Here is a 13,422-nt window from a genome sequence, read left to right as displayed (position 1 = left end):
CTATGGCCTTTCAGATTGTACTGAATCTTATTATTGCTTTTGTATGGATGTTTCTGAACAACGCCTGGAATGGTGTTGGTTTTCTCATAGGTTACCTGCTCGGACTGCTTCTCATCGGGGGGATGCGCAGATTCTTCCCCCAGCGCTTCTATATTGTTCGAGTCTGGGCCATCTTCAAACTGATTGCACTGCTGTTCAAGGAACTGGTGCGAGCCAGCATTGAGGTTATACGCCAGATTATCAAGCCCAAGCTCGACATAAGGCCCGGTATTTTTACGTATAAAACTCAATTGTCCTCGGATTGGGAGGTCACCCTGCTCTGTCTGCTTATTTCATTAACACCAGGTTCTCTGCCACTTGAGATCTCGGGTAATCAACGCAAACTGTTTATCCACGCGCTGGATATCAAGGATGAACAGAAAATGAGAGATAATATTCAAAACACATTCGAAAAAGCAATTATGGAGGTGACGCGTTAATGTTATCCTCACTGTTGTTCATCTCATTGCTCATTCTCTCCTTAGCCATACTAGGGTGCTTGTACAGGGTGCTTCGGGGACCATCCATGGCTGATCGGATTACAGCATTGGATACCATTGGCATCAATGTGATTGCTATCGTTGCCGTACTGTCGATGATGTTGCAAACCCAGGCCTATCTGGATATCATCTTGCTGATTGGCATTCTGGCTTTTCTAAGTACAGTGGCATTTGCACGTTATATTGAACGGGGGGCGGTATTCAAAAATGATGGAGATCGTTAAGGTAACCACTGAAACCGCTATAGGTTTACTCGTACTGCTCGGTGCACTACTCAGTGCACTCAGTGCATTCGGACTTATCCGTCTGCCTGATGTATATCTACGTGCCCATGCCGCAACCAAAAGTATGACACTTGGTGTGTTCTGTGTACTAAGCGCTACATTTTTCTACTTCTGGTACTTCGATAACTATATCAGTGCCCGCTTGTTGCTAGGTATTCTGTTTGTATTCATTACGGCTCCTGTCGCCGGACATCTGAACGGACGGGCCGCCTATCGCACAGATGTGCCACTCTGGGAGCAGAGCGTGCAAGATGAACTGGAACCCTTGTTAAAAGGTAAAAAGGTGAACCATGAAGCCAAGGACATGATGGAGTAATCCCCAGCCTGGGCATAACAAATACCCCCAAGGATCAGCCGCCCGTTTCGCGGCATGTTCCCGGGGGTATTTTTTTATTTTTCATACACGGATCAACACTGATTATGCAGACTGATTAAGTAGTAAAGTCAGAATCCATTCAATCCCTGTCTTCTTAGATCCGCAGCCACAATACGTGCAAGCTCCGCAGCCCCTTGACGATTCGGATGCAGACTATCCCCTGTCATATACAGAGCAAGTGTTGCCGCAGGACCAATTGAAGTGAAATAGGCAGAACTTAACTTATTCAGTTCAAGAAGGGTAACCCCCTCTTCCTGAGCGAGTGCACGTGTGGATTGATTGTACCAGCGGTTCTCCGCTTGATGTACATTCGCTGTATTAAAGTCTGTTGCCCGGCCCTGAGGCGTGGAGAGGATAACCGTTGCTCCTTTGTTTTTCGCCAGACGCACCATATCCCGCATAATCTCTTTGAACTGCGCCTCCGTTGTATTATTCTTGGCATTGGTATCGTTAATTCCAAATTGCAAAATAAAATAGTCTCCCGGCTTGATATACTTCAGAATCGCTTCCATCTGACCATCATCGCGGAAACCTCTCGCAAATTGACCACTTGACGCCATATTTCGAACCTGGAAGGTGGAATTGTTCACATAAAACGGAAACAGCTGTCCCCAACCTCCTTGTACACTGCTACCCAGCGGATAGTAATTACAAACTGTTGAATCACCACCAATGTAGATCGTGCGGTTGGTAACGGTCTGATTGGATAACTTCCGGATTTCAAGTGCACTAAGTGTGAAGGCCGTACCTGTCTTTCCTTCTGTAACCAGCAGGTTTAATTGCCCGTCAGTCACCGGAATTTGAAACTGGTCCGTTGCCCCGTTGCCCGTCATATTGATGATCTGGTAGACACCTTCTGCAGCCACGCTGGCTCTGGCAGTATTGCCAAGGACCACTTTAACTTCATATAGGCCATTGGACAGATTCACATTGAAGGTATTGGTGCTCTTGGTGCCGTACGTCAGAAACTGCACAGCGTCACTCTTAACCCCGCTTCCTGAGGCAGACACATTCCTCATCTGTGCAGGTGTGTTGAAGCCATAACCTTTCGTAGGCGTATAGGCATCTCCTGCGGACACCCCTGTGTAACCGTTCTCAACAGCACCCGAACCAAAATCAAATCTGTAATTGTCCGTTGCCGCTACGGCGACTTGCCCTTCATTGCTTCCCAGACCGATGCCCATTGTACTTGCAAACAGAACAAAACAGAGCAGAAGCTTTACCGATATTGACCATTTCATCACTGAATTCTCCTCTCGAATCAGAATTATATTGGTGCACGATCCACAACTTCACAGAACTTGATCAAGCCAGTCATAAGCCTTAGCTCCGCTAATCTCATGTCCACCTGTAAAGAAATCCGCATCCAGTGATTCTGATGCTCCCGCCTGCTCATATATATGTGTCAAACGGGCATACGCCTCTTTCGCTGCATGGATTGGGAACACCTGATCATCACTTCCGGCTTCAATAAAAAGTGGCCTAGGCACAATCAGGCCGATGAGATCCGGCAATTCCGCTTCACGCAGGATACCTGGCACATAGTTGTCCAGACAATGGTTCCGATCCAATATGCTGCCCTGGAATGTATTTGCATAACCGCTTACCACAGTTGCCCTGAACCGTTCATCCAACGCGGCTGTAAATGCGGTCACCAGTCCACCTCCCGAGATACCCATGCTTCCAATTCGCTCCGAATCCACTTCTGGCCGAGTCGATACATAATCCAGTACACGTGTTGTTTCATACACCCTATGAGCGGCGAGAGTCTTCCCCACCATGAGCAGATGCGCCGCAATCTTCGTACAAGAGCTTACCCCTGGTGGCGCATCGCGGTCCTCTGCCAGTCTTCGATCACCGAACCCGAGCAGCTCTGGAGCCGCAACCACATATCCACGCTTCACAAGCGCTACTGCAAAATCCTTGTGTAATCCGGGCTCTCCAGTCCGTGGTGAACCATCCGGTTCCATGCCAGAGATCTCCCGGCTACCATAGCCATGCCCATGACAAGCAACGATAGCAGGTCTCTTGTTTTCGGTAATGCTTCCATCACCCGGAATTAATAAATACACTGGCATGCGAAGTCCTGCATAGGTCGTAATTTCAATTCGCTCCCGAATATATCCGTCACATGTAATGCGCTCCAGTAAGACAGGATTCAGCGCGGCCGCCATCGTGGGAAAACCGCCCAGCCGTTCTTTCACACGTGTACGTAACTGATTGCGCCATAACTCCAGGGGTTGATCTGCATGATACGCGGAACGACCACGAAGATTCGTTTGTTGTTGTAGATAGGCTTCAATATCAGACATGGGCCTGTGTCCCTCCTGTTTTTCGTAGGATAACGTAGATATAAGACTGTCATATGGAATTAATCCCATCCATTATAGAACATTGATGTCACCCATGAATTGAACATGTTTGCCTGTTTTGAATGGAATCACACGATTTCTAGCCAAAAAAAGGATATCTCCAACCTGAAGACAGGTTACGGAAATACCCTTCATTTTATCTGCCCTGGCAACCACCAGTTCCACCTGCCCATTAATTTCATCAATGCAGGTACCAGTATTAGCCGGATCAACGTAACGTCAATCAACACCGCTGCCGTGATTCCGATCCCTAACTGCCTCACACCTGCGACTTCAGCAAAAGCAAACGGCACGGTCACCGCAAGCAGAATGGCCGCTGCGGAGGTAACCAGACGGCCTGTAGAAGCTAATCCCTGTTGGACAGCCACATCACTGTCTCCGGTTCGTCTATACACTTCCTGAATACGGCTCAGCATAAACACACCATAATCCATGGATATGCCAAACACCAATCCTGCAATGAATACAGGAATCATAATGGCAATGGCTGACGTTTCCATCCCCAGATGTCCTTCATTAAACACCCACACCAATATGCCAAATGAAGCGGCTAAGCTAAGCAGATTCATCAAAATTGCCTTGATTGGTATGAGCAGAGATCTGAATGCTGCCAGTAACACAAGATAATTGGATACCACTACAAATACTAGCACTTTGGGCAGTTGACTTGTGACTTCCTGCATGATTTCAACCTGCTCGGCAGCTTCCCCGCCATAACGTAGTTTTACGTTGGTGGAACCAAGTGTATAATCGCTCTTCCTCATTCGTTCCAGCCAGTCTGCAACCTGTTCCGAACCAGGCTCCCCGTGCACCGTGGCTATCAATCGAATCGAATGATCAGAGACCGTTGAACGCAGCCATGTCGTCCTGGTTGACTCCTTGCCTTCTATGGAAGGAGTGAGCGCCGACGGTGGAATTTGAAAAATGCTCTGCGAGCCATTTTGATTCGGCTGTAATAGGCCCCATGGTGAAACAATGCTCAATACGCCTGAGTCCTGCAGTAGCTGACGGGCTTTGTTGTGGGCCATCTGCCAGTGAGAGGCAGTCAACAGTTCCTGCTGTCCGCCAATCACGATCTCGATGGCGGAGGTATTCTTTTGCCCCAGATCATATTGCAACTGCTCTGCTGCTTGGCGGGACTCCATTCTCTCTGGCAGTGAAGAAGCATCCGGGACGGACAGTTCCAGCCGGGTTACTGGATAAACACACAGGAGCAGCACAACCGTACCTCCAATGGCCATACTGACTGGTCGTTTCATGACCATCGCTGACCATCGATGCCAGACTGAACCTCTAGGTAACCAATGGACTAACTTTCGCCTGAATACACCATTCGCAGACAGTGATAGCAGAGCTGGCAGCAGCGTAACATTTAATAGTAACGATAGGAGCAGAACAATAATGGCTCCCAAGGAGACACTCAGAAACATCGGCAATCTGATCCAGAGCAAACCCAGCAGCCCAAGGAGCACGCAAGCTGCTGAGAACAACACCGCTCTGCCTGCTGTACGTAATGTTTGCTGAAGAATCTTGCTTCGCAAAATCTCGCTCTGCATATCCAGGCTGCTGCCCGTAACGTTAGCTTTGCCTTCATCTTCATAGGCCCGCTGAACTTCTTCCCTGTACCTGCTCAGAATGATCAGGGCAAAGTCTATACTCAGTGCCATGCCCACCATGGGAATCACATTAATGATAAAGTTGGACAATTCCAGATGATAACCAATGAGTGACGTGACTCCCATAGCGATAATCACAGCACTGATCCCCATCATGACAGCAATCAACGCGGCATATAGCCCCCTGAATGCAAAACACAAAACGATCAGGGCAATCGGCAGTCCCACCATCTCTGCCCGTTCCAGATCACGAAAGCTCAGATGATTGACATCCTGCTGCACGACTGCCTTTCCAGTCAATTGCACCGTACCTGGACCGTCTGTTGCCAGCACGGCGCGCAACTGCTCCAGTGGGGGACCCATCTGATGTGCAGGTACATCCATTTTCACAAGGGCATATGCCCTATGGTCTTGAAACGTCCCCCTTTCGCTAACATCCAGAGGGGATGTGATAGAAGTTACCGCAGGCAACACTTGAACCTGTGTCAGACGATCCTTGATCCACTGCCGGAACTGTAACGGTGAGGTATTTTCCTTTTTCTCAAAAACCAGAATAACCGGATCAGCAGGAGATCTGAATTCTTCCTCCAGAACAAGTCCAACCGCTTGCGCATCCCCGTGAACCCGTTTTAATCCGTGATCCTGAACAATGTCAGGTAACTTCCATGCCCAGACCGCTGACATCCCGATGATAAATACCCAGCAGAGAATAATGAACCGCGGATATCGGCTGATGAAGGCAGCAAGTCTGCGATAACCCATACCTAAGCTCCTCTGCGATCAGATTAGTATTCGATTATATTCATCGGTAAGGGTAAGATCATAAGCACATTCAACCACTTGGGGTGTATATCTCCTTCACTCGGGTTCGCGAACTATTGGATGCCATGATTCACAGGTGTTCTGTTCGCTATGGGGGCAGGGATGTATGTAAACGGAAGTAACTCTGCTGTCAGTCCCGGGCCAAAGGCCAGCGCGATCCCACTGGAATGTTCTTCCTTCTGTCTATAATCCTCGCGGATGGCTTGAAGAACAAAAAGAATCGTCACGGACGACAGGTTGCCATAATCCCGCAGGATGTTTCGGCTGTAGGAGACCTGCTCATCTGTCAACTGATACAGCTTCTGAACGGCATCCACGATGCCTCTGCCTCCCGGATGTATCGCCCATATTTCCGGTAAACCGCTCCCCTCGAGCAATCGTTCTACCTCTGGACCGAGATGCAAACCAAGCAGCTTGGGAATCTGTGGTGACAGGTAGAGATCAAAGCCTGTATTGCCCACTTCCCAGATCATTTCTTCTGCACAATCCGGGAGCAGCGTTGAGTGCCCTCGGGCCAGTCGAAAACATTCATTGCGGTCTGTTCCAGACGCACCAATAACACAGGCAGAGGCGCCATCTCCGAAGAACGATGCAGCATACAGGTCGTCCCGTTTGGCAGATGGCTGAAAGTGAAGTGTACATAGTTCCACACACACGATGAGAACCGTAGCCTTCTGATCTGTCGTTACAATGGAATTCGCCAGTTGGATCGCCTTCAGACCGGCTGCACATCCTTGAAACACCAGTGGAATCCGGTTGATCTGCGGTGAAAGTTCAAGCTGCTGGATCAGCCGAACATCAAGTCCGGGCAGGAATTGCCCCGTGCAACTCACCGTAATGAGATGTGTAAGTTCCGTTGAGGATATGTCTGCATCCTGAAGGGCCTGTCCGGCCGCTTCCAGACCAAGGGGAACAGCAGCAGCTTTGTATTTTGCCATACGCTCGGCTGTAGTCGGGACCTCCTCCGCATTGGTAAAGGGTAAATATCTGCAAGAATCAACAGGCTCAAGCAGATTCGGTTCACACGTATACCGAGTTTCCACACCGCACTGATTAAAGATTCGTTTGGCCCACCTTCTCGCATCCGGCTCATGTTCCAGCGCTTGTGCGAGACGGGCAGATACATCCTTTTGCTCAATACGGTGGGCAGGCCACGCAGTTCCTATTCCCATAATACTTGCCCCTGTACTTTCCTCAAGCTGGTTCATCGGCTTAACCCCCTATATAGTCTTGTCTTTCGTAATCAAAAGTGGGCTTTTTAAACATCCTATATATCAAATAGGTTCATATAGAAATGTGCAGGATATAGTACAAGTCTATTCACTCCCTGTCCCGTTTATGTTCATATCACAACAAAAGGCGGACAACCTATGCGAGTTTCGCATGTGTTGTCCGCCTTTATCAACAGGGTTAAACCCTTTCACAAATTACATATAGGATCTTTCATAACTATTCAGGTCGAATTATGGTGAATCTCTCTCCGAGCTTGGCATAATCATTACCCGCAAGTCGGCTGACTGGTTTCAAATGATCCATCAGGATATACCCCTTCTCCGGATTATAGACTTGTTCGCTGAAATGATACTGCACTATGCGTACCAGCAACAGATCACTCATCGGTTTGCCATCATCGTTGGTAATGGGAATGTGCTGATACAGCTCACACTCCATCCGGATAAGTGCTTCCTTTATTCCTGGCACGGTGACCTTTGTACTTGGCACTGTAGACAGTTTCGTCCGTTCAAGCTCACTTTCATGGGGTTCAAGGATAGCTGCTGTCTCATTTACTTCTGCTATGATTGCTTCATCACATATATGCACGACCAGTTCTTGATGAGCAAGTACATTACGTGCAGTATCTTTCATAATGCCGTCTTTACGTGCAATGGATATGGATAACAGCGGTGGGTCCGAACTGACCACATTGAAGAAACTGAAAGGCGCTGCATTGATTACATCATTCTCATCTGAACGTGTTGTCACAAAAGCAATTGGACGTGGCACCACCGAACCACTCATCAGTTTATAGTTATCTCTTCCCGTTATTTCACGTGGATCCAATGTATACATATGTAATATCCCCTTCCCTGCTCGTGTAACAAGTGTCAATTCACATCAAGACACGATCACACACTCATATTTATTATATAACGTAAAATGCTGAATTAACAAAAAAACTCCCTGGTGCCTATTGCACCAGGAAGTAGAAACATGCTTTTTCATATCGACTATTTCTTATTTAACAATACTGTTCTGAATGTCTTCCATAATTTGAAGGTTCGCTTGAACTCCGCTGTACAACCAGCTGCTGGACCGGGTGAATTCAAACAAATTGCCATTTTTCACAGCCGGGATACTTTGCCACACTGGATCTTTCAGTGCTTCCGCTCCAGTACCTGCATCACTATTAACAAAGAACAAGTAGTCTACATCCATTTCCGCCAGCTTCTCCATAGAGATGGAAGACCAGTTACCTGTTGCATTGGCAGAGATTTCTTTTACAACTTCAGGCTCTAGAAGTCCAAGTTCTTTGTACATTACTTCTCCACTTGATACGTTGTCACTTACAATAAAGAACTTGCCGCTAACCAACCATATGGCCGCTGCTGATTTTGTTCCACCTGTAACGTTATTGATCTTTTCCTTGATTTCTGTAGCTTTAACTTCGTAATCATCCAGCGCTTTTTGCGCTTCATCACTCTTATTCAAAATCTCACCGATTTTCAGTAACGTTTTACGCCAGTCGCTATTGATCTCATCGCCAAGTACATAAGTAGGTGCAATTTTACTGTACTGTTCGTATTTTTCTCCTTCAACCACACTTTCAGAACCAACAATAATCAGATCCGGGTTAAAACTTGTTACCGCTTCAAAAGGCAGATCAAAAGCAATCGTCGGGATACCATTCAGATCTTTTTGCAGATATTCCTGGATTCCGTTGGCTACCGACCACTGAGCAACTGGCTTAACACCTAGTGTTACCAAATTGTCTTCAAGATAAGACGCGATGACACGCTCCGGATTAGCCGGGATGGTTACTTTGTGTCCCATTGCATCTGTCAATGTGCGTTCTGTCGGGGCTTCTGTTTGCGTCTCTGTCTCCGTTGCTGTATCGTTCTCTCCTGCTGCTCCGTTCTCTGCCGGCTTCGCTCCACACGCTGCCAACCAGATGGACATAACCATCACCGTAATCAGAAGCATGATCATCTTTCTATTATTCTTAAGCAATTTGTTAACCCCTCTCATTTCATTATGAACACCTTATTCGGCGTTATTGTGACAGATTTTAATGTTCAAAAATATTGATACTATTATTGATACATATAATATCCGCATGTACATTTGACCATTTCCATTGACAATGATAATTGTTATCAGTCCAGTTGTCAATCCGATTATGTCCCGAGTGGATCATATAAAATCTTCTTGGCGAGATTCACCTATAGGCGGATGCCGCCATATGCTAAATGCAGAATACGACGACAGGAAGGATGTTCTGTACATGTATTACGAATATAACCCTTATCTAAGTTATGGAGAAGACCGTTCCTTTCAATTGCCTCCACTGTTCCCAAGCGGTGGCGGTGGCGGCACACCGGGTGGTCCAACGTTTCCTGGTATACCTGGCGGTCAAGGCTCCTATCCTCCATACATTCCAGGTGGAGGACCCGGTCCATATATCCCTGGAGGCATTCCGGGTACAATTCCGGGTACAGCACCGGGCGTACCTGCGCAACTGGCACAAGGCAATCTGCCGACGCTGCTTAGTGCCTATCCCCGGCCGGTAGGTCAGCCTCCGGCAGAGATGATTTTTCTGTATAACCTGATCAAAAGCAGCCCGGGTCTGCTTCCGCTCTTCCTCCAGCAACAGCCGCAAAGTCTTACTCAAGCTGTGCAATTTGCACAGACGGGTGCAGCGGCACCTCGAGAAAACGAAGAACGTGCACTGCCCAACTTTTGCTACAACCGGTGGTCTCTTGTCTTCACATACAATGATGTGTACCTGATGTGGCCTGCCATCAATCTGTTTGGTTTTGTGGTAGGGTACTTCTATCCATTCCTCACGCCAGGTATACTGTCCAATACACAAATTTTGTTTGCGCTCTGCTAAACTTGTCCTTACCTACAGCAAGAGCCTCACTTGGAAGCATAATTCCTTCCAAGTGAGGCTCTTGTTCGTTCTTTAACCCAAAATAACTTTACACTATTTTAAGACTCCATAAACGCAAGGTGTTCAGAATCAGTACATTTAACTCAACACTTGATCGTTCTGGCGCTTCCTGCCTCTACTGACCATTAGGAAGTAAATCACCAAGGCACCGAGATCAGCACACCCGATAACGATTCCCATTGGCACAGCTGTGCCTTCTCCCCCGAGACCTACGAGGGGAGCGACAATACCACCGAACAGGAACGTCATCACACCAATAAGCGCAGACGCACTGCCTGCCGATTTCTCCTGATTGGCCATCGCCAAGGCGAAGGACGCGGTATTGACCAACCCAACACTGGATACCACCAGAAATAACGGAATCAGTACAGAGATTAGATTACCCTCAGCCAGAATGGCGATGAGCAGTGAAGTTCCTCCGAGCGCCGCGGTTAGCAGCCCCGCGATTAACAGCCGGGTCTCAGATACCTTACCTGCAAGTCTGCCGGCAACCTGACTGGCCAGAATAATACCAAGCCCGTTTATGGCAAAGCAAACACTGAATATTTGCGGCGATACCCCGTATATCTTCTGAAGCACAAACGGTGAACCGGATATGTAGGCAAACATGCCAGCGGCTACGAACCCCTGGGTTAACGCATAACCCATAAACTGACGATCCCCTGCGATTTGCCGAAACGTAATCAGGGTCTGTTTCAATCCCCCGCTTGATCTGCGGTTGGAGGGCAATGTCTCTCCAAGGCCGAAAATAACAGCCAACAGCGTCAGAATACCGATGAGGCTAAGCAAAATAAATACGCCGTGCCATGACGTATATGTCAACATTTGTCCACCAATGATCGGTGCAGCAATCGGGGCTACGCCGTTAATCAGCATCAACAGGGAGAAGAACCGTGTCAGTTCCGGGCCTGAATATACGTCTCTGACGATTGCGCGCGAGATGACAATCCCTGCCGCTCCAGCTACACCCTGAATGAACCGCAGCACAACAAAAGAGCCCATCGTCGGGCTGACCAGGCAAAGTATGGAGGCGATAGTATAGAGCACAAGTCCTGCAATGAGCGGTGTTCGCCGACCACGTACATCACTTAGAGGTCCGGCAAGCAACTGTCCAACCGCAAGTCCAATCATACACGCCGTCAGACTGAGTTGAGCATACGAAGTAGATGAACCAAACTCATCAGCCAGTGTAGGTAATGCGGGTAAATACATATCCAGGGACAACGGCCCGAAGGCCGACAACGTCCCCAGAATTAAAGCCATCCGTACACGGGATGTGGAGTTTGTGTTCAATGAAGCCATTGTACTCTTCATCAAATATTACTCTCCGCTACCCAGTAGCTTGAGCAGGTTGGACGGCAGTGTGAACTGTTGATTGTTAATAATAATACGGCGCAACTCTTCTTCATCCCGCTCGTTATCGGCGTCCTTAATCTCCTGAATTTCCCGGTGAAGTCGCTCCATCTGTTGATCCAGTGCATTTGCCGAATCTGCCGCACTTTTCAGTTCCTTGGTCAAATGCTCGGGAACATCCTTATTGTATTTATAAAAAATCTTATGCTCCAGACTCGCCCAGAAATCCATCGCGATTGTACGGATCTGGATCTCCACACATGCTCGTTCCTCACCATTGGACATGTACACAGGCACTTCCACCAGAAGGTGAAGGCTTTGGTAGCCGTTTGGCTTTGGATTCTCGATGTAGTCTTTGACCTCCAGTACACGCAGATCACTCTGGTTGCACAGCATATCCTTAATGCGATAGATATCCGAGATAAAGGAACATGTAATCCGTACCCCGGCGATATCCTTGATATTTTGCTTGATGCTCTCAAATGTTAACTCATGATTTTTGCGGAACATCTTGTTCATAATGCTCTCAGGAGATTTCAGTCTGGACTTTGTATGCTCAATTGGACTGTAATCATGCAGAGACTGGAATTCTTCCTTCAGGACTTCAATCTTGGTCTCCATTTGATCCAGAGCAAATTTATAGATCATCATAAATCTGGTAATTTCATATTTGAATTTCTTGAATTGATCGATTGGATGTGGAGCGTTCATCATGGCTTTCTCCCTTTCTTTCTGCACACTAAAATTAGTTTTATGAATATGAGAACAAGCGGTCAATCCACATGTCTCCTGAACCATTATAAATCATATGGAGCCAATAAACGAATTTCTCACATTTGGGCTGGCGATCCAGCGTGGAAGGTATGGGAACTTATTTTACGTGCATCCTATAGAAACATCCCTGTCATTTGGCCTGTTATTACCGATGAAAGAGGTTGATTTTCCTGCTCTATCAAGTGACGTATTCATCCGATACACTTCGGGTTAAAGCTTATTTATACCTGCCACAAGGTTGTTCATTACCTGATATCACGACATATGAAACTTCTCATTTCGACTCTGTCTCCTCTGCCTTTCCGAAATTCGCTTCAATACATACATCTCTACATTTGCAACCACTCGCCAGCCACTACCCTTCTGCAACAATGCATGATACGGATAATATACCGGAACAATGGCCTGTGCTGATCTATTGTCGCGGCGGACTTGGCAGCTATGGCGGGGTAAATACCGTTTGGCTTGAGCAATTTGTACATAAAGGTTATATCGTGTTCGCCCCATCCTATCGTGGCAACGAAGGTGGTGAAGGCCGTGACGAGTATGGCGGGAAAGATGTCGAAGATGTGCATGCCGCATACCGGTTGATGCAGCGTTTACCTTTTGTCGACCGGACACGGATATCGTTAATGGGGTTCTCACGTGGGGCCATTAATGCTGTACATACCGCAACTGCCTATAATGAGGGACCGGACAAAGTACATAAGTTAGTTCTTTGGAGCGGTGTCGCCGATGTGGAACGCACTTACCATGAGCGAACCGACCTGAGGCGCACATTGAAGCGGGTATTAGGTGGTTCCCCTCGCACAGCTCCGGAAGCTTATCTCGCCCGTTCTCCCTTATCCAAAGCGAACAAACTATCTTGTCCGGTGCTGATCATGCATGGTACATCAGATACACAGGTGAACTATAGCCATGGAACCCGAATGTATCACTGGCTTAAGCGCCGAGGTGCGGATGTCACATTTCACGCTTATGGCGGGCAGGATCATCATTTTCACGAGAAAATACATGAGTCAGCAGTGAACAATATGTTTGATTGGCTCGCTGCACCTTAAATCTTGCACTATGAATTCATTTTGAAGAAGCATGGGTTATGGCTGTATACTAGA

Annotated in this window: 13 protein-coding genes; 5 read left to right on the top strand and 8 right to left on the bottom strand. The window is 47.6% G+C overall.

Translation table 11 applies throughout. The features are described 5' to 3' along the window. Positions 1-2: 2 nt before the first annotated feature. Genes MHB85_RS12815 through mnhG form a run of 3 tightly spaced genes read left to right on the top strand, consistent with a single transcriptional unit; the run spans position 3 to position 1,139 of the window. Positions 3-479 carry a Na+/H+ antiporter subunit E gene (locus MHB85_RS12815; RefSeq protein WP_105598383.1) on the top strand — a complete coding sequence of 159 codons (477 nt, stop codon included), beginning with the start codon at positions 3-5 and terminating at the stop codon, positions 477-479. Then, on the top strand, positions 479-763 hold the full coding sequence (locus tag MHB85_RS12810; RefSeq protein WP_017688855.1) for a Na(+)/H(+) antiporter subunit F1: 285 nt from the start codon (positions 479-481) through the stop codon (positions 761-763). The genes MHB85_RS12815 and MHB85_RS12810 overlap by 1 nt, the downstream gene beginning before the upstream one ends. After that, entirely contained in the window at positions 747-1,139 is a 393-nt protein-coding gene (gene mnhG / locus MHB85_RS12805; protein ID WP_074094788.1) for a monovalent cation/H(+) antiporter subunit G, read from the top strand. The genes MHB85_RS12810 and mnhG overlap by 17 nt, the downstream gene beginning before the upstream one ends. Positions 1,140-1,267: 128 nt before the next feature. On the opposite strand, the gene MHB85_RS12800 is transcribed toward mnhG, so the two are convergent. The 6 genes from MHB85_RS12800 to MHB85_RS12775 all read right to left on the bottom strand — a co-directional run bounded on the left by MHB85_RS12800 (position 1,268) and on the right by MHB85_RS12775 (position 9,216). Next, positions 1,268-2,383 (bottom strand): rhamnogalacturonan acetylesterase, encoded by a 1,116-nt coding sequence (locus MHB85_RS12800; protein ID WP_341074225.1) that lies wholly within the window; start codon positions 2,381-2,383, stop codon positions 1,268-1,270. Positions 2,384-2,491: 108 nt separating this feature from the next. Next, complete coding sequence (locus MHB85_RS12795; RefSeq protein ID WP_341073028.1) at positions 2,492-3,511, bottom strand: dienelactone hydrolase family protein; 1,020 nt, start codon at positions 3,509-3,511, stop codon at positions 2,492-2,494. Between the two features lie 191 nt (positions 3,512-3,702). Continuing rightward, positions 3,703-5,949 (bottom strand): MMPL family transporter, encoded by a 2,247-nt coding sequence (locus tag MHB85_RS12790; protein ID WP_341073027.1) that lies wholly within the window; start codon positions 5,947-5,949, stop codon positions 3,703-3,705. A gap of 113 nt (positions 5,950-6,062) precedes the next feature. Next, a complete protein-coding gene (locus MHB85_RS12785; RefSeq protein WP_341073026.1) occupies positions 6,063-7,217 on the bottom strand; it encodes a type III polyketide synthase in 1,155 nt (384 codons plus the stop codon). 241 nt (positions 7,218-7,458) lie between these two features. Continuing rightward, positions 7,459-8,079 carry a flavin reductase family protein gene (locus MHB85_RS12780; protein WP_341073025.1) on the bottom strand — a complete coding sequence of 207 codons (621 nt, stop codon included), beginning with the start codon at positions 8,077-8,079 and terminating at the stop codon, positions 7,459-7,461. 165 nt (positions 8,080-8,244) lie between these two features. Next, complete coding sequence (locus MHB85_RS12775; protein WP_341073024.1) at positions 8,245-9,216, bottom strand: iron-hydroxamate ABC transporter substrate-binding protein; 972 nt, start codon at positions 9,214-9,216, stop codon at positions 8,245-8,247. Positions 9,217-9,511: 295 nt separating this feature from the next. Here MHB85_RS12775 and MHB85_RS12770 point away from each other — a divergent pair, with 295 nt between their 5' ends. Then, complete coding sequence (locus MHB85_RS12770; RefSeq protein ID WP_341073023.1) at positions 9,512-10,120, top strand: hypothetical protein; 609 nt, start codon at positions 9,512-9,514, stop codon at positions 10,118-10,120. Between the two features lie 138 nt (positions 10,121-10,258). Here the strand turns inward: MHB85_RS12770 and MHB85_RS12765 are convergent, their stop codons facing one another. Together MHB85_RS12765 and MHB85_RS12760 are read right to left on the bottom strand one after the other, a co-directional pair. Beyond that, complete coding sequence (locus MHB85_RS12765) at positions 10,259-11,494, bottom strand: multidrug effflux MFS transporter (RefSeq protein WP_192132037.1); 1,236 nt, start codon at positions 11,492-11,494, stop codon at positions 10,259-10,261. 6 nt (positions 11,495-11,500) lie between these two features. Beyond that, positions 11,501-12,244 carry a GTP pyrophosphokinase gene (locus MHB85_RS12760; RefSeq protein WP_105598476.1) on the bottom strand — a complete coding sequence of 248 codons (744 nt, stop codon included), beginning with the start codon at positions 12,242-12,244 and terminating at the stop codon, positions 11,501-11,503. Positions 12,245-12,489: 245 nt separating this feature from the next. On the opposite strand from MHB85_RS12760, the gene MHB85_RS12755 reads away from it, so the two are divergent. Then, positions 12,490-13,368 (top strand): prolyl oligopeptidase family serine peptidase, encoded by an 879-nt coding sequence (locus MHB85_RS12755; RefSeq protein ID WP_091017721.1) that lies wholly within the window; start codon positions 12,490-12,492, stop codon positions 13,366-13,368. The last annotated feature ends 54 nt before the right edge of the window (positions 13,369-13,422 follow it).

The organism is Paenibacillus sp. FSL K6-4396 (genome assembly GCF_038002525.1).
Lineage (GTDB): Bacteria > Bacillota > Bacilli > Paenibacillales > Paenibacillaceae > Paenibacillus > Paenibacillus amylolyticus_B.
Note: the sequence above shows the minus strand (reverse complement) of the source record. Positions and strands in the feature narration are given on the sequence as shown.